Origin of the sequence: Bacillus sp. FSL K6-4563 (genome assembly GCF_038630405.1) — a bacterium.
In the GTDB taxonomy this organism is placed as follows: Bacteria; Bacillota; Bacilli; order Bacillales; family Bacillaceae; genus Bacillus; species Bacillus pumilus.
In genome coordinates, this window is the sequence record NZ_CP152030.1 from 3,220,339 (window position 1) to 3,245,203 (window position 24,865).

The window sequence follows — 24,865 nt, forward strand, 5'->3', positions numbered from 1 at the left end:
GACGTTTTTTTATTTGTTATAAACCGGGATATCGTAATAGAGCGTATAGTTATCAAGTAAGTTATACAAGCTATACATACGAGTGACTTGCTTATATGCCCAGCCAATATCTGTTGCATATTGATGAGTCGCTGAACTAGACCAGCGCATTTTATAAATCGTATCTTGTTTGTATGTGGCGTGATTGATATAGCTGTTGCCAATGAATTTTGCCCCGCCAATAATGGCTGCCTCTGGCGTGAACCATTGCTGTTCATACGCATATTTTGCACCGAGGTAATTCGGATTGCTGTCGTATGCGCCAATGCCATACATATTATATACTTTCTTTCCATTAAACATCGTACCATTCGCTAAAATGGAACCTCCGTTACCTGTTTCAAGCAACGCGTGAGAAATGAGATAAATTTCATTGATATGATACGTTTTCGCTGCCGTAATAAAGGCTTGTCCTTTACCTGCAAGAATCCCTTTGCCTGCTAGAATCTTTGAATTCACTTCTGCCGGATTGAGATTCGCAGCTTCAGAGAGTTTCAGAAATTGAAAATAAGATTGAGTGCCCTCAGCAATATTGGCTGGGTCTACATATTTTTGCACCTCTGCTGAGCTTGCATTTCTCCAGCCAAGGCTGATCTTGATCCAGTTTCCTTCTTTCCCAAGCTGTTTCACTTTTGCTCCTTTATTCAGCTGCGCCACGATGTTGCTCGCAGAGCTCGAATCAGGTGTCGAACGAACATTTAAGCCGTCCGTATTCACAGTTGACGTCGCCGTGTCAACATATGGTGCATAGACATAGGCTGCACCATCTGTCTGTGGTGACACCTTCATTTGCTTGTTCACCATCTCATTGACAGTGAGGTTGTAGTTCGTTTGCATGACCATTGGGCCATTTTTAATTTTTACAGCTGTAGCTGTCCAGCCATATTGACTTTTCACAAAAGCAATCGCTGCATTTACAGTTGGTAATCCTGTGAATTGCTGCGTAATGTTGATTTTGTAGGTTGGTTTCGTTGTTGTTTGATAGGCAGCTGGTTCATTCCGTTTTTTGAAAAATGCCATGCCTTGATCGCGCAATGCAGCTGTTGAGATGGCACCTGTTTTGATCTGATATTGACCATAATCAGTTGTCCCTGTTTTTTGAGCAGCTGCTTTCATTTTTTGTTTCGTTAAATAGCTTAGCGCTTGATTCAGTTTAGTCTGATTCACCGTCGGCACTGTCGTGATCCGGTATTGTTTAACCGCTTCTGTCAACGTTTTTGTACTGCTGGCAACGCCATTTTTCTTGATAATCTCTTGAGCCTGCTTGACTTTACTTTGCTCATATACAGGTGTTGTCTTGAGACTATACGTTTTGCTGACAGCTTGGCCCTTACCAGTTGTAATGCTGCTTGTCACTTTCTGCGTTTTTAAATATGCGGCACCTTTATTTATTTTGGCTTGCTCCGCTGATTGATTGACGACAAGTCGATACGTGCTGTCAGATGCTTTACCTGTTTTTTTCGTTGTTGCTGATACCTTTTTCTTTTGGAAGAAAGCTGCTGCTTTTTTCGCTTGATCATCTCCTAATAGGTTTCCAGTCACTACTTGATATGGCTGTGTAGAAGAGATCTTTTGCGATGTGTAGCGCCATTTCTTTTTCTTGAAAAAGGCCACCGTTTTTCCGTATGCTGTATCGTTCAGTTGATTGAGCTTCACGATATAATTTTTTGTTTTTCCCACTCGCTGCACAGTCCCTGTAGCGCCGGTTTGTTTCTTAATCTGGGCCGCAGCTGAGGATGCCTGTTTGTTGTCTTTGAAATAGCCTGATTCCAAACGATACACATTTTTTAAAGCGCCTGTCTTTTGAATCTTCCCGCTGATCTTTGCTTCTCTTTGAAGCTGGGTAAGAAGCGTCTGTGCTTTTGACTGGTTCGCTTGTGCAGCTGATGTGACGATGTAATATGGCTTGCCTGCTGTCACCGTTTGAAGCACCGCTTTCAAACCAGACTCTTTTTGAAAGCCTTGCAAGATCGTATTCGCCTTACTTTGCCCAACGATACCGCCTGAAATCAGCTGATACACAGTGCCTGCTTTGTTTTCAGTTTGGTATGTACTAGTGACACCGGCCTGCTTTTGTAATTCGGTTTGAATATTTTTGACTTTCGTTTCAGAATCAATGGTCCCTGAAATGACCTGATAAGAAGGTCTGCTTTGATTGATAACTTCATAGGTGCTACCGAGCCCTGTTGTTTTCGTTAGCTCGAGTGAGAGCTTTTTCGCCTGAGCTTCATCATTGACGGGGTCAGATACGACCTTTTGTAATGGAAGGCGGTCACCCACTGGGGACACCGTACCGCTCATACCCGTCTCTTTTTTTAATGCAGCTGCACTTGCACTCGCTGCTGCTTGTGACTCATATCCTGAGGCAGTGAGCTGATAGGTCGACGTGTTTCCTGAGGTTTGATAAGTGGCTGTCCACTTTTTGTCCTTCTTCAATGTTTCCACTGCTTTTTTCACTTCTGACTCTGTTGTAAATACTTTTGAGGTGCTCATCGTATAAATGGATTGATCGACATAGGAGGCTGCTTGCGCTTCTTTGCCCGTCTGTATTGTCATACCAAAGGCAGCTGCGAGTAACATAATCTTGATGGTTTTTTTCACGTTCACTGTCCCTCTCTTACTTTGCATAATAGTCTACTAATCTCTTTATCGACAAAAACAAGTACTCTTTCAAGTTATTTATGCAATAGAAAAATAGAGGACCCCTTCGAAGTCCTCTCAGCGTGTAGACAAACCCTCGCATTCGGTGTCAGGTCTGCGCTTCGGTGCTCACGAATGTCAAATTCGCTCCGCTCCGGTGCTCGTCCTTCCTAGACTTCAAAGGTTTTCTATCACGCTGAAAAGAAGACAAAGGGCAAAAATAAAGGTCATTTTCGCCCCTTGTCAACAATCTGAGAGGACCCCTTCGAAGTCCTCTTTTTCTTTATATATGCGATACAATCAGCTCACAAGTTCCTTCAATTGAGAAGCTCCCTGTTTCAGCTGGCAGGATAAAATGAGCTCCTTTAGGCAGTGGATATGTATGTCCATCATGCGTTAGAGCCCCTTCCCCGCTAATCACACTGCACAGCAAAAATGGATAATCTTGCGAAAGTTCTACTGCTTGATCAATTTCCCATTTATACACAGAGAAATACTCTGCTTCAACAAACGTTCGAATGGTCAGCCCACGGCGTGTTTCAACTGATTCATCTGCATAACCGTCTACATGGGGAACCGTTGTGACATCAATGGCTTGCGCAAAATGAAGTTCACGTTCATTGCCATTCTGATCTTTTCGTTCATAATCATATACCCGATAGGTGGTATCTGAGCTTTGCTGCGTTTCGAGGACAAGCGTTCCTTCGCAAAGCGCATGAATGGTACCGCTTGGCACATAATAAAAATCACCAGGCTTAATCTTCACACGACGCAAAAGACCTTCCCAATCTCCACTGTTCATCATGGTCACAAGCTCAGTTCTTGTTCTTGCATTGTGCCCATAGATCATTTCTGCTCCTTCTTTGCAGTCAATGATATACCAGCACTCTGTTTTTCCAAGCTCGCCATTTTCATGTCTTTCCGCATAATCATCATCTGGATGAACTTGAACGGATAAGTCCTGGTTTGCATCTAAAATTTTGGTTAACAGCGGGAATCGATCGCCTTCTATTCCCCCGAACAATTCTCTGTGATTGTCCCATAGTTCGATCAGCGTTTTCCCTTTATATGGACCGTCTTGCACGACACTTGGTCCGTTTGGATGAGCAGAAATTGCCCAGCATTCTCCCGTTTGATCAGAAGGAATATCATAGCCAAATTGATCTCTTAAGGCTGTACCTCCCCATATTCTCTCCTTCAATTCAGGCAGTAAAAAAATTGGTGACTGCTTCATTCAGGATGACTCCTCCCTTTGCTACCCTTTGATAATCCTTGCCAAGCTTGATGAAAACTAGCAAGTCTCAACTTTTATTATGACGCTATCTAAAGAGAAGTCAATCCTTTCAGTACACCAAATGAAAACGATAACACAAAATTGTTTCATCCTTTGACAGAGCCTGCGAGAAGCCCTTTGACAAAGTATTTTCCGAGCAGAATATAGACCAAAAGTGTCGGCAATGCGGCCAATATCGCCCCTGCCATTTGGACGTTCCATTGCACAATTTGACTGCCTGATAGATTTTGCAAGGCAACCATCACTGGCTGATGCTCCGCAGTGGTCATCGTGACTGCAAATAAGAACTCATTCCACACATTTGTGAACTGCCAAATGGCGACTACAACAAATCCTGTGATCGAAAGCGGAAGAATCATATGTCTGAAAATCCCGATAAACCCTGCGCCGTCCATTTTTGCCGATTCAATCATTTCATCAGGAATGCTCACATAGAAGTTTCGAAACATGAGCGTTGTGATTGGGAGTCCATATACGACATGGACAAGCACCAAACCTGGAATCGAATTGTACAATCCGACTTCACGTAAAAATTGAATGAGTGGAATGAGGATACTTTGATATGGAATAAACATTCCAAACAGCATCAGCGTAAAGACCACTTCTGATCCTTTGAAACGCCATTTTGATAAGACATAGCCATTCATCGCCCCTAAGACAGCTGACAATAAGGTAGCCGGAATGACTAGATAAAGAGAATTCATTAAATTGGGCGCTAGCTTTTCAAATGCGATTTGATAGCTTGAAAAATCGAGTGTTGACGGCAGCGCCCACATTTTCTCAAGGGTCACTTCACCTAATGGCTTCAAGCTTGTGACGAGCATGACATAGACTGGCATTAGAAAAAAGAGACTGCACAAAATCAATAAAGCATAAAGGACTAGACGGACAAACCATCTAGCTGTCATGATGACGCCCCCTTTCGGCTCGACAGGAGATATGGCACGATAAAGACCGCAACAGAGATCAGCATCACAATCGCGATGGCGGCACCACCTGCATAATGGTTTCCTCTAAAGGTCATTTCAAACATGTATACGCCCGGAACATCTGTGACAAAGTTTGCACCCGGTCCTGTCATCGAGTAAATCAAATCGAAAATCTTTAATGAAATATGAGCCATGATGATAATGACACTTGCAGTTATCGGTTTTAATAAAGGAAAAATAATCTTCCGGTAAATCTGCCATTCGGTTGCGCCATCCATTCTAGCAGCCTCTCTTACTTCCTCTGGAATGCCTCTCAAACCTGCCAAATACATCGCTAGAGAAAAACCAGTCATCTGCCAAACAGCTGCAATGACGACGGCAATCATGGCCGCAGGGACACCAAACTCAATTTTCCCCCAGGCAAATCCGGCTAAAATGTTCGTATCCGTGTACCACTTAGGCTGAATACCAAGCGTCTTTAAAAAGAGATTCACCCCAGTGGACGGGTTTAAAATCCATTGCCAGACGACCCCTGTCACAACAAAAGAAAGGGCCATTGGAAAGAAAAATAAATTCCGAAATAGAGATTCACCCTTGATTTTCTGATCTAGTAAAATCGCAAGTGCAAGACCAGAGGCAATAACGGCTCCAATAAAAAATAGAGTAAAAAAGACCGTATTCCGAAGATCTGACTGAAAGCGGAAATCTTGAAACAGCATCATATAGTTTTGAAGCCCTGCGAAAGAGAAATCAGGAACAAGCGAGGTCCAATTTGATAATGACACATACCCTGTCCAGCCAATAAAACCGTAAACAAAGATGAATAATAACACAGCCGACGGGGCTAAAAAGAGAAGCGCTAATAGCTGATCCCCACTCCATTTCCTCCGAACGCGTTTGACTTTGGGTGTTGTTGCTTTTGTGATCGGCGATGTATCCATACGCATGAAGCTACACTCCTTTTTAAAAAAGAGGCGGTGCTTAGTCGCCGCCTCCTCGTCTTTATTTCATTGAATCTTTTAAAGATGAAACAAACTGGCTGCTATCTTTTTGTGTGACGAAGATATTGACGGCTTGATTCGCTTTTGTCACAAACCCTTCTTCAGCAGCTGAACCATGCGCGAGAGACGGCGCCAGCTTTGATTCTTTAAATGCCTTCATCGCCGATTTTCCGTATTCATCATATTTAGAAACATCTGCATCCACACGTGCCGGAATCGATCCCTTCAGCGGATTAAATGCATCCTGTCCTTCCACAGATCCTAAGACAGATAAGAATTTCTTCACGTTTTCTGGCTGTTTCACGCCCTTTGGCAGTCCAAATGTATCGGTGATCACCATAAAGCTTCCCTCTGTTTCAGGAGTCGCCACGTATCCAAAGTCTTCATTCACCTTCAGATCCAGATCATTCACAAAGTACCCCTTCGCCCAGTCGCCCATGACATTCATTGCAGCTTCCCCTTTTGCTACGAGCTGCGAGGCATCCTGCCAGTTACGTGAGCTGTGATCATCATTGACGTATTCAAGCATACGTCCAAAAATATCTGCCGCTTCCTTCACTTTTGCGTCATCCATTTTCATGTCGCCAGCCCAAAGCTTTTGATATCCATCAGCGCCTAAAACGCCGAGCAGCACACTCTCAAACAAATGTGTTGCTGCCCAAGGCTCTTTATCCCCAAGTGCGAGCGGTGTAATGCCTTTTTTCTTTAATGCATCTGCTGTTTTGAAAAATTCATCAAAGGTCGTTGGTGGCTCTAAGCCTGCATCGTCAAATACCTTCTTGTTATACCAAAGCACATTGCCTCTGTGAATATTCACTGGTACTGAATAGATTTTCCCATCTTTGCTGACAAGGTCGATGAGTGATTCTGGAAATTTGTCCTTCCAGCCTTCTTTTTCATATAGATCATCCAGAGGCTCCATTTTGCCTGCTGCGACCCAGCTCTCATTCAGCTCCGCTCCGCCATGTACTTGGAATGTAGCTGGCGGGTCATTTCCTTGCATCCGACTAGTCAGAACAGCCTTTGCATTTGTACCAGCACCACCTGCGACGGCTGCATTTTCAATTGGGATGTCTTTATTTTTCTCTTCAAACAATTGAATGAGTGCTTTCAGTCCGTCCTCCTCACCTGCTCCAGTCCACCAAGAGAAAATGTCGAGCTTCTCTGCTCCGCCCTCTTTTTTCGCATCTGAGCTCGTCGATGAACTACAGGCAGTGACGATAAGCATACAGAGCACTAACAGCGTAAAGCCTAATTTAACCTTCATGATTGATCCCCCATCCTCATTTTGTAAGCGTTATCATAATAAGTATAATGGCAGATCCTTTCTTTTTTTAGGCAAACTTCTTCACTTTTTTATGAAATTCTTCATTTTTTTACGGTCTGTTTTCGATATTCCTTCGGTGAACAACCCACCATCTTCTTAAACACACGGCTGACGTAATTGGGGTCTGTATATCCTGCCTGATAGGTAATTTCTTTTAAACTAAGCGAGCTGTCTTTGAGAAGCTGTTTGATTTTATCCAGCCGGCAGGTGGTCACATATTCTTTAAATGTCAGCCCTGTCTCGTCTTTAAACCGTTTTGTGAAATAGGTTGGACTTAAATCAACATAGGCGGCAGTCTGCTCAAGCGTGATCTGTTCACAAAAATGCGTTTTGATGTAGCGCTTTGCCCGCTCGATATCATTCACAGTCTGGTTTCTTGCTTCGTACACGTCAAATAAATATTCACAGCACTGACGGCATTCAGCAGCGGTGCTGATCGTTAATATTGGCCAGTCTGTTCGGAGCCGTGATTTAAATAAAATCAGCAGCTCTTTTAGTTGTGACAGGGTCGCCCCCTCTAGCTCAAAGGCATCGAATAAAGCGAGCGCATCCTCTCTTCTCCCTTCTTCCATTGCCTGCATCATATCGTCTGCAAGCTCAGGCAGATGGATCAATGGATGCGACTGTTCTTCTGTTTGGTAAAAACCATAACGAACAACGCCGGGGCTCTTTTTCCGCTGATAATAGGCAAGCTTTGCCTCTGCTGCACTTTTCTGAAGATAAAGCGGATTTGAGACCGGGTGTCCTATGCCAACGACAGGTGAAGGCTGATCGTTTGTTGTGGCAGTTCGAATCGCCTGCAGGACATCTGCCTTTAACTGACCAGGCGCTTGGTGACGATAAATAAGACATGTAAACAGCTCACCACTCACCTGAATCGGCACCGTATGAAAAAGGGAAGATGTCTGTAAATCAATCAACAGCTGATCCCTGATTGTCCGCTGTACAGCGATGACAAGACCTGCTTCGAATTCATGAAACAGTTGTTGAAACTCCGTTGAGGTATAGGATTGACCGTTTATGACATGAGCTTCAAGCCACTTTGACTGCTGACCGGCCGCCATCGCCTGCCGCTGAGACGCCTCCTGCTGAATTTCTGCCGCAACCGTGCGAATGGCGGCGATGGTTTCATCTTTGTCAGCCGGTTTGACGAGGTATTGCTTCACCCCTTCCTGCATCGCTTGCTTGGCATAATCAAACGTATCGTAGGCTGTCAGCATAATAAATTTTGTATGAGGACTGCTCGCTTTGATTTGCTTGATCGCTGTGAGTCCATCCATTCCGGGCATCTGAATATCCATGAGCACAAGATGAACGGGCTCAGTTCGCACGAATTCAACCGCTTTCTTTCCATTTTCAGCTTCTCCTGCGATATGACACTCTGGAAGCCAATCCGTCATGAACTTCCGCATCGCTAGCCGTTCTATTTTTTCATCATCCACAATCAGCACGTTCAGCATGATGGTCCCTCCTTCATCGGAATAGCCAATTGAATGGTGGTGCCTTCGTTTGGCTTTGAGTCAATTTGCAGGGCATCTTTTACCCCATAAAACAAATGCAGCCTTGACATCACATTGCGAAGTCCGATCCCTGTCGAGTGCCCTTTACTCAAGATGTTTGGATCTTCCTCTTCTTTTTCTGATAGCAATCTTCTTTTCTCTTGTTCATTGATTCCCATCCCATTGTCCCGAATCCGAATCATCACATAGCCGCCTTCTTGATAGATCGAGAGTTCGACAAGCCCGTTTTCCTCCTTTGGTTCGACGCCATGAATAAAGGCATTTTCAACAAGCGGCTGTAAGGTGAGACTTGGGATATGTACAGATAAACACGATTCATCTATGATCGTTTTGCATGTGATACGATCGGCAAATCTCGTTTCTTGTATATGAAAATATTCTTTGACCACTTTTACTTCTTGTTCGAGCGTAACGGATGCACTGAGAGCTGACAGCGAATAACGCATGAGAGTGGAAACAGATTGGATCAACCTCGATGTGGCATCCGCTGATTCTAAGTAAGCCATGCGTGAGACGATGTTTAATGTATTAAATAAAAAATGTGGGTTCATTTGGTTTTGCAGCGTTTTCAGCTTCATGTCTTTGATTTTTTGATCTAAGGCTGCCTTTTGTTTCATCTCTTCAATCATCATTTTCATCTCTTGACGCATTCGCTGAAAAGCCTCATTTAATACAGAAATTTCATCCTTTGAGGTGACATGCAAGTTCGCTCCATCAAAGTTTCCTTCTGATACTTCCTTTACGCTTCGAGAGAGATGGACGATCGGTCTTGATATCCCGCCAGCAATCATATACGCCATCCATAAGGCGACACCAATGGACAGCGTAAACAAACATAAGGTAAAGAGCGCATAGGTTTGGTGTCTTTTTTGCAGAGATTGATAGAGTACTTGATACTCAGACAATTCATCATCAAGCAGGGTCATCGTTTGCTCTTGTATGTAGGAGGAGACGGTTCTTACTTCCTTCACACTTGCTGCATATTCTTTGATTTTACCTTCTTTTACATGTGTCATGGTCGCATCACTTTCATTGATGAGCGTCCGCATCATATATTGGTATTTTTCGATAGAAGGAATGGCCGCATGAAGCCCGGCATCTTTTCGCAATGCCTGGTCGTAGGATTTCATTTTTTGTTTTGAAGCTAGATATTCTTTGGCAAACTGCTGATCCTTTTCGATTGCATACGCATTGACCTTTTCATACATCGTTTTTGCCTCTGTCGATATATCATTAAGCAGGAGAAAAGAACGAAAGCTTCTGCTATATTCTGATGTGATATTCGAGCTGCTCCAATAGACGAAAAAAGCGGCCACGTTGCCAACAAACACAAGGATTAAAAATGCCAGTAGCAACTTACTTCGAATCCTTCTCACGGCTGCACCCCCTGCCTTCTGTCTGTTTGCTGCAGCGGCAGATCCTCGCGCCGAATCACACTCGTTCCTGTGTACTGAAGCGGTTCTTCTTTTTCACCTTTTTGCAAACGCACAAGCGATTCCACTGCTTGATAGCCCATTTCATAAGGGTGCTGAACAACGACTGCATCAATCTCTCCATCATCGAGCGCCTGAATCGTATCTGGCAACGTATCAAATGCAAGTACATAGATATCTGCGGACGATTGATATTGCGCTGTTGCTTGAATGATACCTGCACCATCTAATGCACTCGTACCGTAAAATGCGGTAAGCTTCGCATGATCGTTTAATAGTTTATACGCGGCACCGGAGGCCCCTGATTTGGTAATGGCTGATTCTTCTATTCCAGCAATATGAATGCGTTTTTCAGCGGCGACGGCATCTCGAAACCCTTTGACGCGCTGCTTTTGATGAACGGCATCAAGCCTGCCTGTGACAATTCCTACATACTGTTCGCCTTTTGTATCTGCGATGAGTGCCTGTCCTGCGATAAAGCCAGAATAATAATTGTCTGTGCCTACATACACTTGACGCTTGCTCCCCTCTGCATCCGTATCAACGGTGACAACATCAATGCCTTTATCCCTCGCCTTCTGAAAAAGCGGTTTGTATTTCTTCGCATCAAGACCCTGTGTCATAATGCCATCGACATGCCCTGCGATTGCCATATCAATGGTTTTCAAATGGTCGTCTATATCGGCTTGCTTCGGACCCAAATATTCTAAATACACGCGATGAGCGGCTGCCGCATCAGCAGCTCCCTTTTGTACCAGCTGCCAATATTCATTATCAAGCTCCTCCGGTACAAGGACAAAGTGATATTGATAGGTTGTTGACGCTTTTTTGGAAGCGCTTTCAATTTTAAATAAATCTTGACCTAATGATGTTAAAAAAATGACAGATACGACACAAAAAGTGAGAAAGGCGCTCACCCCGATCCACTTTGAACCTTTCACCACATCCTCCCCCTTTCAAAAATTGCGCATAAAAAAAGAGCTGCTTATAAGCATACTCTCTCGACCTCTATAATTCCTTTGTCATAAATAAACTGTTTGGATCTTCTTGATATGAACCGAAAGGCGGACAAATATAAAACCCAACACTCTCATATAGTTTTCTTGCTGGCTCGAAGAAAGACATCGCACCTGTCTCTAAGCTGACACGTGAATAACCGCGCCTTTTTGCCTCTTGTAGAAGATGGTTCAGCATACACCTTGCTACACCTTTTCGCATATGGAGAGCTGCGGTCCTCATGGATTTGATTTCGCCGTGATCACTTGACAGCTCCTTTAACGCTCCGCAGCCAAGAAGCTCTTCTCCATCCCGCACACTCCACACTGTGACATCTTGCTTTTTCAAATCAGCTAACGGAAGGGCATGAATGCTTTCTGGCGGGGAATGCTCTTTCATTTCTTCTATATGAGCGGTCATCAGCTGCTCTATTTGTCCATCCGTGAGTGTATCTTGTTGAATGTACACATCTATCACTCCTTCACAAATATTGTACGTGAAGAGTCAGCATTCACCTGCTGTTATGTCAGATAAACGAACAAACAACCGGCATCCATCTGCCAGTTGTTCATTTGATAGCGCTTATTTATGAAGAAAGAACCGCTTGTAATTCTTCTGCTGAACTGCTCTCCAGCTGACTTCCGACCCCTACAGCCACTGCGCCTGCTTTCAGCCATTTTGGCACATCAGCTGGATGAATCCCACCCGTTGGAATAAATTCAATGTCTGGAAATGGGCCTTGTAAGTTTTTCATATAGGATAAACCGAAGGAGCCGCTTGGAAAAAGCTTGAGCAAGCAGTATCCAGCTGCTTTTGCCTGCATGATTTCACTTGGGGTGAGGACACCTGGTACATAGAGTGTGTCGTGAAATGAGAGATGCTCTCCAATGATAGGAAGATATCCTGGACTGACAATAAATTGCGAGCCTGCGTCAATGGCTGATTGCGCCTGCTGAAGGGTGGTGATTGTGCCAGCTCCTACAATCAGATCTTGCTCATGCTGAAAGGATGCGATGATGCGTTCCGCATTGGGCGTGGTATACGTCACTTCAATGGCACGAACGCCCTTTTTCTTTAAACGCTCTATGATCTCAATGCCTTCTGCTTCGCTCCCCGCTCTCACCACTGCGATCAGCTTACAAGCCCCGAGATGTTCTTTAACGCTCAAACTTGCTGACTTTCCCATATCCTTCGTCCCCCTTCATATATTCCCGTCTCTGATATCGTTTGGCGTCTTTCATAAAGGCCTGAAGCTCTTCCTGAGTAGGCAGGCCGTCCTTATCGCCTGGAGACATCACCGCAAGAGCCCCTACAGCATTGGCTCTTGTCACAGATTTTTCATATGATAAACCGTCCAGTAAACCGCTGATAACCCCCACGGCAAACCCATCACCGGCACCGACTGTATCCACGACATTTGGCACATAAAAGCCGCTCACAATCCCCTGACTGGCTGCACTTTTATAAAAGGCACCTTCTGCACCGAGCTTAATGACCACAAGCTTGACGCCTTTTTGCAAATAAACATCGGCAATCTCTTCCGGCTCATGACAGCCTGTGAGCCTTTGCCCTTCTGCAAGCCCCGGAAAAAACCAATCTACTTGAAAAGCGATCTGATTCACTGTATGGATCATATCTTCCTCCTCTTCCCATAGCTGCAGCCGAAGGTTTGGATCAAATGAAATGGTTTTGCCTGCTTCTTTCATCTTTTGAAGAGCATGAAAAGAAAACGCTCTCATTTCATTGGATAATGCAGGTGGAATTCCTGTCATATGGAGATGTCCTGCCTGTTTGAAATAATTCGCGGGAAAGTCGCTGGGACTCATTGTGCTCGCAGCAGAGCCTTTGCGATAATACGTGACGTCAGGATCTCCATCCATCACTTTGGATTTAAGTAAAATCCCTGTTTGAGACCCATCATTTGAACGGATCACTGCACTTGTATCGACTCCTTCTTTTTGAAGCTCTTCTAAAATAAATGTGCCAAGTGAATCTGCTCCGACTTTGCTCATCCATCCCACATCAAAACCTAGCCTCGCCAAACCGACTGCCACGTTACTTTCGGCACCAGCAAGCGCCTTTTGAAATGTATGCACTTGATGAAGCTCTCCGGCTTCTTTTGCGTAAAACATCGCCATTGATTCCCCAAATGTGACCGCATCCAATGCTTTCACTCATTTCTCCCCTTTCTTGGTACCGGTTTCAAATCAGTTGAAAAAGAGAGAGCATGCACGTATACTCTTCTCTGTCTGTTTATAAGGATTTTCTTACGATGATTTCTCCATCAAGCTGAATGGTTTGGGGCGCACTTTCATCCCCTTCAAGCCGAGTCTTGATTTTTTGCATGGCGGCTTTCCCCATTTCATGAGATGGCTGGGCAACCGTTGTGATTCCAGGCCCAATCAGCTTATACCATTCTGTATCATCAAAGCCTGCGATGCCTATATCTTCTGGAATCTTTAACCCGAGTTCTACAAGCTCACTGATCAGCTTCAGCATAAGTAATCCATTGGCTGCTAAAATCGCTTTTTTTTGCTGGCTTGATTGTACAAAATGGACAAGCTCTTCTCGCAGTTGTTCCTTTTGTTTCAAATCAATTTCTGCAATGAGCGGCTTCTTATATTTACTCATGGCTGTCTGTTCATATGCTTCTTTTCGTTCTTCACGAGGACTGATTCCATCGACCGGCTCAGTAAAGAAGGCGATGTGCTCATAGCCTTTCTCATACATTTGTTGAAGCAACTGGATGGTGATATCACGGTTATTCGTTGTCACTGTGTCGACTTTTAGTTCAGGTAATTTCCGGTCAACAAGGACAATCGGCACACCGTTTTTCTTCAAATCCTGCAGAATATCATTGTTCTGACCTGTCGTATTGATGATGAGCCCTTCAATATAATGTGCATTCAGCTTGAGGAGCATTTCTCGTTCTTTTTCTGGTCGGTTATCTGTGTTGCATACCATGATGCTGTATCCATATTCATCACAAATTTCTTCGACTCCGCGAAGTGTCGCTACAGAGAATGGGTTCGTAATGTCGGCTACAATGAACCCAATGACCTTGCTTTTTCTTACTTTCAAACCTTGGGCGAGCTGACTCGGACGATAATGCAGTTCCTCAATGGCTTTTTTAATTTTTTTGACCTTTTCAGTAGAAATTTCATTTGTTCTGCCATTGATATATCTGGATACAGTTGATTTTGAAACACCTGCATAAGCGGCCACTTCGTTGATGGTCACTTTCGTTTGCTTTTTCTCTTTCATTCAAAAAACTCCCACAATCAATGTCTTCTCATTTGTTTCGAAACCGATTTCAAATAACTTAAAAAGAGCATATCATAATTTCTTGAATTCTAGAAGATTTTTTTGCTTGGAGATGGCAAAAAAACATTTAAATAAACAAAAAGAAAGCGATTTCAAAATAACGGTTGACGGCATGCTCTTTTTCCTCTAAAATTTTCCTTGAAACCGATACCAAATAAAATACCCATACTTTGTTTCAGATGGAAAGGGAGGCTTATTTCAAATGGAAAATCGTTATGCTGTACATCCTGAGCAGGTCAAACGTTTTACAACAGAGGAACTTCGTCGTCATTTTCATATTCCTACACTATTCGTCTGCGGTGAATTAAAGCTCTACTATTCACATGAGGACCGCGTGGTGATTGGCGGAGTCATGCCATCTGCAGAGCCGCTCAAATTAGATGCCGGCGACTTTCTACGTACGGAATATTTCCTTGAAAGACGAGAAATCGGCATTGTAAATGTCGGCGGTCAAGGAACAGTCACTGTCGATGGTGAAGCCTTTGTACTGGAGCACAAAGATTTCTTATATATTGGGCTTGGACACGAAGATGTACAGTTTGCTAGTTCATCCGGCGAGGGAGCCAAGTTCTATCTTGTATCCGCCACGGCTCATCAAGCGTACCCTACGCAAAAAGCAGCTATCGCTGAATTAACACCGAATCACTTAGGGGAAGCGTCTGCTTCAAACGTACGAAACCTGTATCAAGTCATCCACGCAAACGGCATCCAAAGCTGTCAGCTCATGATGGGAATCACTCAGCTGGAAACCAATAACACGTGGAATACGATGCCCGCTCATATTCATGATCGACGTATGGAAGTGTACTTATATCTTGATATCGAAGAAGATGCTCGTGTCTTTCATTTTATGGGGGAGCCATCTGAAACAAGACATCTCGTTGTGGCCAATGAGGAAGCGGTCATTTCTCCTGCCTGGTCTATTCATTCAGGCTCGGGTACAGCGAATTATTCATTTATTTGGGCGATGGCGGGCGAGAACTATACGTTCAAAGATATGGACTTTGTCCCAATGGACCAGCTGAGGTAATGTGATGACGACAGCATCCTATGTAGCGTCCCTCTTTTCTCTTGAAGGCAAAACAGCCCTTGTGACAGGCCCTGGAACCGGCATTGGGCAGGGCATTGCTGTGGCGCTTGCCAGGTCAGGCGCAGATATTATTGGCACATACCACCACACACCGCTTGAGGAAACGAAAGCGCTAGTCGAACAGGCGGGCCGCTCGTTTCATGCGGTTCAGGTTGACTTTTCCGACCCTCAAACTGCAAATCAGGCTGTCGATGCCATGTTACAAAAGCATACGATCGATATTTTAATCAATAATGCTGGCACCATTAAAAGAGAGCAGGCTGCTCATTATTCAGAGGAAGATTGGCTTACGGTCATGGATGTGAATATCAATAGTCTCTTTTTCCTCACCCAAAGGGTTGGGCGGCAGATGCTGAAAAATGGGCAAGGGAAAATCGTCAATATCGCCTCCCTTCTATCGTTTCAAGGCGGCGTCTTTGTCCCCGCTTATACAGCAAGTAAACACGCAGTGGCAGGGCTGACGAAGGCTTTTGCAAACGAATGGGCGAACCAGCATATACAAGTGAATGCGATCGCTCCTGGTTACATTTCGACCAATAACACGCAAGCCATTCGGGACGATGAGAATCGAAATGAAGAGATTCTCAAACGAATCCCTGCCGGGCGCTGGGGAAAGCCTGAGGATCTAGCCGGTGCGGCTGTTTTCCTTAGCTCACCAGCCTCCGATTATATGAACGGTCATATTTTAGCGGTTGATGGCGGCTGGCTTGCGAGATAAACAGACGAGAGAATTCCTATTTGCAGGGATTCTCTTTTTTCTATTTGCATAATTCTCCACCATCCGAGTCACTCTATAAAAAACATGACATGAGGGTGAGGTATTATGAAAAGTCGTATTGAACAAGATATAGCGTCCGTCATCAAGCGCGTCAAAAGCTTTGCTGGAAAAAGTGATGATATCGTGTTCCACTCATTTTCATTTGGCCCTTCTGCTATCTCTGCATGTCTCATGTACGTTGAAGGACTCACAGAATTTGAGATGATTTCCAAACAAATCATTTCACCCATGCAAAAGGAACTGGCTATCACCGAGGTTGATTCTAGTACGCTTCCAGCCCTGTCTAAAACGTTCTTTGGCATCCAAAATGACGTGCTGGAGGATATGAACCTTGCCATCGAGCAGTTATATAACGGCAGGGCTATTTTATTTGTAGATGGCGCGGCTCAAGCACTTGCGCTCCAAACGAACCTTTTTCAATTTAGAGAAGTAGAAGAGCCACAATCGGAAGTCCTTGTAAGAGGGCCTCGGATCGGTTTTATTGAAAATCTTGAAAAAAACACGGCTTTGATCCGTGAGCGGGCAAACGACCCAAACCTTGTCATTCAAAAGGTAAATGTAGGTACTCGCAATAAGAAGTCCGCAGCCCTTGTGTACGTTCGTGATATTGTTGACCCTAAATTAGTAGAAGATGTTTTATCACGTATGACCGAAATCAAAATGGATGACATCCCTGAAACCGGCTATATTGAACAGCTAATTGAGGACAGCCACATCTCCATTTTTCCGCAGATTCAAAATACAGAACGTCCTGACCGGGTGATTGCATCTGTGCTTGAAGGAAAAGTGTCAATTTTACTCGATGGCACTCCTTTTGCGCTCATTTTACCGATGACCTTTACAGCCTTGATGCAATCACCTGAAGATTATTATCAGAGATGGACTAGCGCGACTCTTTTACGTTTACTCCGTTATATCGCCGTGTTGCTCACGATTTTTTTACCCGGGCTTTACATTGCACTTGTCTCTTATCATCCAGGCTTATTACCCACACGGATGGCACTCACCATCGCAGGCAGCCGGCAGAATGTTCCGTTCCCCCCTGTTGTTGAGGCGATTCTTATGTCTTTTACGATAGAGCTGCTGCGGGAAGCTGGACTTCGGCTTCCTAGAGCCATCGGGCAGACAATTGGGCTCATTGGCGGCGTCATCATTGGTCAGGCGGCTGTCCAAGCCAATATCGTCAGTGCCTTAATGGTGATTATTGTGTCGCTGACTGCACTTGCTGACTTTACGGCACCATCCTATGACTTTAGTTTCCCGCTACGCATCTTGCGGTTTATGGCTATTTTCAGTTCAGCGATGTTTGGGTTATATGGCTTAATCATGTGTTATTTATTTGTGCTTTGTCACCTGATGCAATTAAAGACCTTTGGTTTTGACTATTTCACACCTGTTTTGTCTTCACCGTTTTCAGATTTAAAGGATACGTACGTACGTTTACCAATTGGGCTATTTAAATCGAGACCGAAAACAGCAAAAATAAAAAATCTCAAAAGACAAGGAGATTAAACGATGTACAGAGCTGAGAAGCTATCATTGTTACAAGTCACCATTCTGTGCAGCTCTACAATGATAGGCGCTGGAATTTTAACCATTCCTCGCAGTTCTGCCAATTCAGGATTCCCTGATGGCTGGATCATTGTATTAATACAGGGAGTCATCTTTGCTTTCGTTGCTTTTTTGTTAGGATGGATTGCTGAAAAAAATGCGCCGGATACCATTTTTGAGTCAAATAGAAAAGGAGCCGGTGCCATCATTGGCACGATCTTTAATTTAATGCTGATTGCCTATTTACTAGGCATTGTCGGCTTTGAAGCGCGTGTCCTTGGGGAAGTGGTTCAGTTTTTCCTGCTGGAATCGACTCCCATGGCAGTGATTGTGATGATTTTTTTACTCGTGGCGATCTATCATTTGAAAAGTGGTATCTTTCCAGTCGTCAAAATGGTCACGTACATTTATCCCATCGCCTTGATCATTTACATTGGGCTCATGCTGTTTTGTCTGAAAATATTTGATTTTGATTATTTACGTCCTGTCATGGCGCACGGATTTAAAGATTTCAGTAATTTGTTCTCTCAAACATTTATTCAATTTACAGGCTTTGAGGTCATTTTGTTTGTTGTACCACTCATTTATAAAGACAAATGGTCGAAGGCGAAATGGGCCGCTGCCATTGGAGTTGGAATTACAACCCTCGTGTACTCGCTCACACTTTTTATTGTGATTGGCTCCATGACAGTGGGAGAAACGAAATCCCTCACCTGGCCCACTGTCTCACTCATTCAAGCACTAGAACTTGAAGGGGTCTTCATTGAAAGATTTGATATTTTTTTACTGACGATCTGGACGTGCCAGCAGTTTATTTGCATGCTTGGCTTTTTCCAATTTGCCATTAAAGGATGCCACACAGTCTTTAAGACGACCAATGTAACGAGACTGCTTTGGCTGCTGTTTTTGATTACCTCTGCTCTCTCTTTATTTCCGAAAAATATCAATGAAGTCTTTTACTACTCTACTTTACTCGGCTACGCATTGTTCGCGGTTTTAGCCATTCCTTTTATTACAGCTGTTCTGCTGATGATACGCAAAAAATGGGGAGGTCGTTCTGCATGAGAGGAAGGCGTGTACTGTTATTCTTTTTTTCCTGCTGCCTTTTTCTTCTATCAGCAGGATGCTGGGATTTAAAGGATATTGAAAAACTATCGTTTGTACGCGGTGTTGGTATTGATGAGGAAGACGAGGATGGCGTTAAGCTGACCTACCAAAACCTTGTACCGAAAACAGGCGGAACACAAGAAGCCGATTCTCCCAGCTATGTGAATGTTGTCTCGAAGGGAAAAAATGTGCTGGAGGCTGTCAGTAATGTCGCCTTGAAGGACCCGCCGATCTATAGTGATCACCTGAAAATCTTTTTGTTTGGTAAAACCCAGGCGGAGCATCACGATATTCAAGGAACACTCAATCATTTTATTCGAGATGATGAGGTTCGGCGCAGCAGCTATCTCCTCGTGACACGAGGAGATGCGTCAAAAGTCGTCAACCAAAAATTGAAATCACAGCAAAAGGTCCCAGTTGAGCATATCTTCGAAACATCTAAAAATCGAAGCTTTAACGGAAAGATCGTACCGCCAACACGTATTGGCCGGGCGTCTGATTACTTTCAGATGGGCGTTAGCTTCCTTGTGCAAAGTGTAGATGCGATAGACGGTGAACTTATTTATGATGGAGCAGGCATCATTCACGGAAAAACACGTAAGCTGATCGGTTTCATCCCTGCGAAGGATGTCCAATCTTTAAACTGGGTGATGGACCGAATTTCAGGCGGCGTTGTACCTGCCACCTACAAAGGTTATCCGATAACGTATGAAATCAAAAAAGCAAAAACGAAGGTCGATCCCTATCTGAAAAATGGAAAGGTATCCTTTAAAATTAGCGTACAAACAAATGGAAAATTGTCTGAGGATCAATATCCTTCTGAAAACTCATTCGATGAGCAGTATATCGAACGATTTGAGCGGATCTTTGCTCATAAAATTAAAGAACGCATTCAAAAAGCGGTCCATCATGTGCAAAAAGAAGTGGGCGTTGATCCCATATTTTTTAACCAGCAGTTCCGTATGAAATATCCTGACTATTGGAATCAGCATGGTACCGACTGGGATAGGCTCTTCCAAGAAGCAGCCATTGATTACGATGTCAAAGTCAGCATCTTGAACTTTGGTGCAGAAGGTGCAACAAAAAGCTTTAAATGGTAAAGCAAAAAGGCGGTTATCCCGAAGGGGAGCCGCCTTTTTTACGCACGACAAGTAAAAGCTGATATAGAGTCACTTGATCAGTCAACGCTTTTGTTTGAAAGCCAAGTGACACTCCTACTCTCGCCACCTCGTCAAAAAACAGTTGGACGTTTTGATCAATCGGAACATTGATCCTCTGCTCGATCACCCGTTCAAACAAATGGTCTGGGAAAAGCGCACGCATTGTATTTGGTGTGAAGAACCTCAGGTGACCTCGGTCTAAAATTCCTACATCTTGATACGTAAAATCCCCTGTCATTAACGGGAGAAGCACCTCTGCATGCATCATGTTGGGCAGGCAGCAAATGATTACGCCGCCTGGCTTTAAAGATGCGTGCGCTTGTTCAATGATGTGCCAAGGATCTGACACATGCTCTAAAACATCGGAAAAAATGATCGCATCAAAAAAAGCCTCTTTCTCTAACCATGGGTACTCATCTGCTTTTGCCTCGATGACTTCTTTGTAATATGCCTTTGCGATGGCTGCTTTTAATGGATCAGCCTCTACCCCGTACATATCAACAGACTGCCGATTCATTATTTCAAGCCCTGTTGCCCCTGCGTCGCATCCCGCATCCAGTACACAAACAGCGTCTTCAGGCAGCAGAGCCGCAAAGTACGGATGAGGAGCCATCAGATTGAGATCAATGCCCCATTTATCTAAAAACCGAAGCCTGTTCTCTGCAAACAGTGTAGAGATGTTCGTTTCTTGATTCGCTCGAAAGGTTGCATGACCGTGATGATGCACAAATGAATCGTGAACGATTTGCAGCTGATATCCCTTCAGCAAGGATCTCAAACAAAGGTCGTCATCCTCAAAAGATCCATACACGAACCTCTCATCAAATAAACCCACCTCTTCAATGAGCTCTCTTTTCACAAGCAGACAAAATCCCACAAGCCGATGTACATAAGTTCTCTGATCTTTTTTTGCAGCCGTATAATTCTTCGCAAAGGCTGGAAGCTCCTTTACATCTGTATACGTTGGCTCGACCATTTGAGGACCGCTCACATAATTGGAGACTGGCCCTACCATCCCGATACGTTCTGATGCAAATAACGCCTCTTTTAATGGAGAAAGCCAGTTTTCCGTGACGATCGTGTCGTTATTTAAAAAGAGAATGCTATCCCCTGTCGCTTTTTTTGCCCCTTGATTACAGCCCTTTGCAAAGCCTCGATTTTCTGCATTTTCTATGAAAATCACATCTTTCAGCTCTCTCACATATTCCTTCGTCCCGTCGGTTGACGCATTATCAACGATGATGAGTTCATATTGGTCACTTCGGGTATGCTGCTTGATGCTGTCGATACATTTTTTCGTTAAATGCAGTTCATTGTATGTCAGGATGACAATGCTCGTTTTCCCTTTCATCTCATTTCCACCTTTCGCCCGCCTATTCCATATGTATGTCATATGCAGCACGTTCAGAAGATGAGAGATTGTCCTTTCTTGATTAAACGTTTGTTTAACAAAGAAAAACCAGCTGCATGCGGGCAGCCGGTCATTGTTCACACCGTTTTTCCTTCGTCACCTGTAACGGAACGGTTCCTCTTTTTTAAATCTTCTTCAATTTCTTCAAGACTTTTCCCTTTCGTTTCAGTCACCATATATTTCACAAACAAGAAGGCGCCTACGCCGATGACCGCGTAAATAAGGAAAAGATTACTGATACCCATCGCGCTTAGTAAAGTTGGGAATGTAAGCGAAATGATTAAATTCCCTGTATGAAGGAGAAAGGTAGAGACGCCTGTACCAATTCCTCGGACATGTACCGGAAACAGCTCAGGAAGCATGACCCAAACGACAGGACCCCAGCTGACAGCAAAGATGACGATAAAGAGCCCTAAACAAATAATAGTCGTCCATCCCGCAGCTGTTGACCCTTCGAAAAATCGATTGACCACTGACAGGACTATTAAACTAAGGACCATGCCAGCATTCCCAAATAAGAGCAACGCTTTACGCCCTACACGGTCAATAATTTTAATCGCCACAAACGTCATGACAACATTCACTGCCCCAATTCCGACGGTTCCTAAAATGGCCGCTGAATTACCAAAACCAACGCTTGTGAATGTTTTTGGTGCATAGTAAATAATTGTATTGGTACCGATAAACTGCTGCAGAAAGGCAAGACCGACACCAGCGATTAATGCTGGGCGTACCCATGGCTCAAATAATTCCTTAAAACCGCCTTTTTCTTCACTTTCCGCCTGTTGAATGTCTGAAATTTCTTCTTCCACTTCTTGCTTACTTTTTCTGAGTTTAGATAATATCTCTTTCGCACGGTCTGCCTGTCCATGGACAAACAGCCAGCGGGGGCTTTCTGGCATAAACATAATCCCACATAATAAAAGCACAGAAGGCACGACCGCAATTCCAAGCATCAGGCGCCATGCCTCTGCATCCGCTAAAGCGTAATTCACAATATAGGCGAGTAGAATACCAAATGTGATCATGAGTTGGTTTAATGAGGACAGTGCTCCTCGCGATTCTTTTGGAGCAAGTTCAGATAAATATAATGGAACAATCGTGGTCGAGCACCCGACAGCAAGCCCTAGCACAATTCGGAATAAGACCATCACTTCCGTATTCGGGGCAAGGGCTGTACCAAATCCGCCGATAATAAACAAAATCGCTGCGGCGATGATGGCTTTTTTTCGCCCAAATTGATCTGTCAGCTTTCCAGATAAAGAGGAACCGAGCATCGCTCCGATTAAAATCGAGCTGACAACAAGTCCCTCTGTAAATGCGTTTAACCCTAAATCCTCTTTCATAAATAAGATGGCGCCAGAAATGACACCTGTATCATAGCCATATAAGGCGCCGCCAAGTGCGCCGAAAAAATAAAGCCATCCATTCCGATTTTTCATGTTCATAACCCCTCTTTTGTTCTGTATGTACTGGATGTTTCTCTATGGAAAATCATTTTCCTCACTTTCTGTCACTTCAAACATTTCGATGTTTTATGACAAATATATTTCATTTGCGTATCATTGAAACTTTTTACGATAAGGAAACGTCAATTAAGCGTTAGTGAAAAAAACGTCGCACTATATCCCGTTTTAAGGTATATTTGTTTTAGTTTGTAAGCAAAAAGAGGGACATCTTTACTATAAAAATCATAGCGAGGGTTTAAAATATATGGATCAATCAAGAAGCAAACGCAAAGGAAAAAAGCGTTTAAAACCATGGGTGAAAGTTACTCTATTTATAGTCGGTATCCTTTTACTGACAACCGCTTCTGTCACAGGCTATGCCTACTATAAAGTGACAAGCGCTGCAAAAAAAGCACAAGTATCTTTAGATCGCGGCGCTCAATCTGTCAAACGGATTGAAGCATTCGATCCTGGGAAAGACAGCTTTTCTGTCTTGCTGCTTGGTATTGACAGCAGACCGGGCGAAACAGTGAAACAAGCACGAAGCGATGCGATGGTCTTAGCAACCGTCAATCGTACAAATAAAACCGTAAAATTATTAAGCATTCCAAGGGACTCATACGTGAATATTCCAGGGCATGGCTATGACAAAATTACACATGCACACGCATTTGGCGGTGCAGATTTAACCTTGAGTACAGTCGAAGATTTACTAGATATTCCGGTTGATTTTGTGATCCAAAGTAATTTCAAAGCATTTAAAGAGATCGTCAATGAACTAAACGGGGTCTCTATTAACGTCAAGGATGAATATGTGGTCAAACAGGTTCTAAAAGATACAAAGGGCAAGGTACAGCTTCAAACAGGAACCCATACACTAGACGGTGATCAAGCTCTCGCATATGTGAGAACAAGAAAAGCAGATAGTGATTTAATGCGCGGGCAGCGTCAAATGGAAGTATTAAAAGCCATTTTTGATAAATCAAAATCGTTAACATCTATTCCGTCATATGACAATATCATTGATACACTTGGTGATAATGTCGCGACCAACCTTTCAATGAAAGAGCTAGTCGGGCTTTTCCCACTTCTCACGTCATTGAAATCGGTTGATACCATTCAGCTGAAAGGCTCTGATTACCAGCCAAACGGAGTTTATTATTACCAATTGGATCAAAACCAGCTAAACGAAGTGAAGACTGAATTGAAGAAGCAGCTTGAATTATCATAAACAGAAAGCGTCCCTAAGGGGCGCTTTTTGATTGTTGACAAAGGGCTAAAATGGTTTTTATTTTAGCTCTTTGTCTTCTTTTCAGCGTGATAGAAAACCTTTGCACTCTAGGAAGGACGAGCACCGGAGCGGAGCGAATTTGACATTCGTGAGCACCGGAGCGCAGACCTGACAACGAATGCGAGGGTTTGTCTACACGCTGAAAGCGTCACTAAGGGGCGCTTTTTGATTGTTGACAAAGGGCTAAAATGGTTTTTATTTTAGCTCTTTGTCTTCTTTTCAGCGTGATAGAAAACCTTTGCACTCTAGGAAGGACGAGCACAGAAGCGGAGCGAATTTAATATTCGTGAGCATCGGCGCACAGGACTGACACCGAATGCGAGGGTTTGTCTACACGCTGAAAGCGTCCCTAAGGGGCGCTTTTTTACTTGCTGACGATGATGCAGATTTTTCCCCTTTGGCTTATTTCCTTGATCATTCGATCATTTTTGTTTAGCCTTGATAGAGAGGAACAAGCATCGTATTGCTCATGAGAAGGAACGAAATCGTACATACTTTGAAGAGGCTATTGCATGCATGAAGGAGG

Annotated in this window: 20 protein-coding genes; 6 read left to right on the forward strand and 14 right to left on the reverse strand. The window is 43.8% G+C overall.

Annotated features, from left to right (window positions below):
* Positions 1-9: 9 nt before the first annotated feature.
* The 12 genes from MHH54_RS16420 to MHH54_RS16475 form a co-directional block, all read right to left on the reverse strand.
* Positions 10-2,640: a glucosaminidase domain-containing protein gene (locus MHH54_RS16420; protein WP_106030114.1), complete on the reverse strand. Its 2,631-nt coding sequence runs from the start codon at positions 2,638-2,640 to the stop codon at positions 10-12.
* Positions 2,641-2,962: 322 nt separating this feature from the next.
* Positions 2,963-3,913, reverse strand: coding sequence for a mannose-6-phosphate isomerase, class I (manA, locus tag MHH54_RS16425; RefSeq protein ID WP_111911873.1), 951 nt, complete (start codon positions 3,911-3,913; stop codon positions 2,963-2,965).
* A gap of 146 nt (positions 3,914-4,059) precedes the next feature.
* Complete coding sequence (locus tag MHH54_RS16430; RefSeq protein WP_342500437.1) at positions 4,060-4,881, reverse strand: carbohydrate ABC transporter permease; 822 nt, start codon at positions 4,879-4,881, stop codon at positions 4,060-4,062.
* Positions 4,878-5,849 carry a sugar ABC transporter permease gene (locus tag MHH54_RS16435; protein ID WP_003213194.1) on the reverse strand — a complete coding sequence of 324 codons (972 nt, stop codon included), beginning with the start codon at positions 5,847-5,849 and terminating at the stop codon, positions 4,878-4,880. Before MHH54_RS16435 ends, MHH54_RS16430 begins: the two co-directional genes overlap by 4 nt.
* A gap of 55 nt (positions 5,850-5,904) precedes the next feature.
* Positions 5,905-7,170, reverse strand: a complete 1,266-nt coding sequence (locus MHH54_RS16440; protein WP_342500438.1) for an ABC transporter substrate-binding protein — start codon at positions 7,168-7,170, stop codon at positions 5,905-5,907.
* Positions 7,171-7,271: 101 nt separating this feature from the next.
* Positions 7,272-8,690 (reverse strand): response regulator, encoded by a 1,419-nt coding sequence (locus MHH54_RS16445; protein WP_342500439.1) that lies wholly within the window; start codon positions 8,688-8,690, stop codon positions 7,272-7,274.
* Positions 8,684-10,126 (reverse strand): histidine kinase, encoded by a 1,443-nt coding sequence (locus MHH54_RS16450; protein ID WP_342500440.1) that lies wholly within the window; start codon positions 10,124-10,126, stop codon positions 8,684-8,686. Before MHH54_RS16450 ends, MHH54_RS16445 begins: the two co-directional genes overlap by 7 nt.
* On the reverse strand, positions 10,123-11,124 hold the full coding sequence (locus tag MHH54_RS16455; protein ID WP_342500441.1) for a sugar-binding protein: 1,002 nt from the start codon (positions 11,122-11,124) through the stop codon (positions 10,123-10,125). Before MHH54_RS16455 ends, MHH54_RS16450 begins: the two co-directional genes overlap by 4 nt.
* Before the next feature lie 67 nt (positions 11,125-11,191).
* Complete coding sequence (locus tag MHH54_RS16460; protein ID WP_342500442.1) at positions 11,192-11,647, reverse strand: GNAT family N-acetyltransferase; 456 nt, start codon at positions 11,645-11,647, stop codon at positions 11,192-11,194.
* A 118-nt stretch (positions 11,648-11,765) separates the two neighbouring features.
* On the reverse strand, positions 11,766-12,365 hold the full coding sequence (locus MHH54_RS16465; protein ID WP_342500443.1) for a bifunctional 4-hydroxy-2-oxoglutarate aldolase/2-dehydro-3-deoxy-phosphogluconate aldolase: 600 nt from the start codon (positions 12,363-12,365) through the stop codon (positions 11,766-11,768).
* Positions 12,337-13,353 (reverse strand): sugar kinase, encoded by a 1,017-nt coding sequence (locus MHH54_RS16470; protein ID WP_003212946.1) that lies wholly within the window; start codon positions 13,351-13,353, stop codon positions 12,337-12,339. The genes MHH54_RS16465 and MHH54_RS16470 overlap by 29 nt, the downstream gene beginning before the upstream one ends.
* A gap of 79 nt (positions 13,354-13,432) precedes the next feature.
* Positions 13,433-14,443 carry a LacI family DNA-binding transcriptional regulator gene (locus MHH54_RS16475; RefSeq protein WP_106030093.1) on the reverse strand — a complete coding sequence of 337 codons (1,011 nt, stop codon included), beginning with the start codon at positions 14,441-14,443 and terminating at the stop codon, positions 13,433-13,435.
* A 262-nt stretch (positions 14,444-14,705) separates the two neighbouring features.
* On the opposite strand from MHH54_RS16475, the gene kduI reads away from it, so the two are divergent.
* The 5 genes from kduI to MHH54_RS16500 all read left to right on the forward strand — a co-directional run bounded on the left by kduI (position 14,706) and on the right by MHH54_RS16500 (position 20,129).
* On the forward strand, positions 14,706-15,533 hold the full coding sequence (kduI, locus tag MHH54_RS16480; RefSeq protein WP_106030094.1) for a 5-dehydro-4-deoxy-D-glucuronate isomerase: 828 nt from the start codon (positions 14,706-14,708) through the stop codon (positions 15,531-15,533).
* Between the two features lie 4 nt (positions 15,534-15,537).
* Positions 15,538-16,311, forward strand: coding sequence for a 2-dehydro-3-deoxy-D-gluconate 5-dehydrogenase KduD (gene kduD / locus MHH54_RS16485; protein ID WP_106030095.1), 774 nt, complete (start codon positions 15,538-15,540; stop codon positions 16,309-16,311).
* A 105-nt stretch (positions 16,312-16,416) separates the two neighbouring features.
* Positions 16,417-17,883, forward strand: a complete 1,467-nt coding sequence (locus MHH54_RS16490) for a spore germination protein (protein WP_050944386.1) — start codon at positions 16,417-16,419, stop codon at positions 17,881-17,883.
* 3 nt (positions 17,884-17,886) lie between these two features.
* Positions 17,887-18,987 carry a GerAB/ArcD/ProY family transporter gene (locus tag MHH54_RS16495; protein WP_003213396.1) on the forward strand — a complete coding sequence of 367 codons (1,101 nt, stop codon included), beginning with the start codon at positions 17,887-17,889 and terminating at the stop codon, positions 18,985-18,987.
* Entirely contained in the window at positions 18,984-20,129 is a 1,146-nt protein-coding gene (locus tag MHH54_RS16500) for a Ger(x)C family spore germination protein (protein ID WP_342500444.1), read from the forward strand. The genes MHH54_RS16495 and MHH54_RS16500 overlap by 4 nt, the downstream gene beginning before the upstream one ends.
* Positions 20,130-20,142: 13 nt before the next feature.
* Here MHH54_RS16500 and MHH54_RS16505 read toward each other — a convergent pair whose 3' ends face one another.
* Both MHH54_RS16505 and MHH54_RS16510 read right to left on the reverse strand, forming a co-directional pair.
* On the reverse strand, positions 20,143-21,540 hold the full coding sequence (locus MHH54_RS16505; protein ID WP_226804233.1) for a bifunctional glycosyltransferase family 2 protein/class I SAM-dependent methyltransferase: 1,398 nt from the start codon (positions 21,538-21,540) through the stop codon (positions 20,143-20,145).
* A gap of 137 nt (positions 21,541-21,677) precedes the next feature.
* Entirely contained in the window at positions 21,678-23,042 is a 1,365-nt protein-coding gene (locus MHH54_RS16510) for a sugar porter family MFS transporter (protein ID WP_106030098.1), read from the reverse strand.
* A 271-nt stretch (positions 23,043-23,313) separates the two neighbouring features.
* Between MHH54_RS16510 and MHH54_RS16515 the strand changes: the two genes are divergently transcribed.
* Positions 23,314-24,279, forward strand: coding sequence for an LCP family protein (locus MHH54_RS16515; protein WP_003212964.1), 966 nt, complete (start codon positions 23,314-23,316; stop codon positions 24,277-24,279).
* The last annotated feature ends 586 nt before the right edge of the window (positions 24,280-24,865 follow it).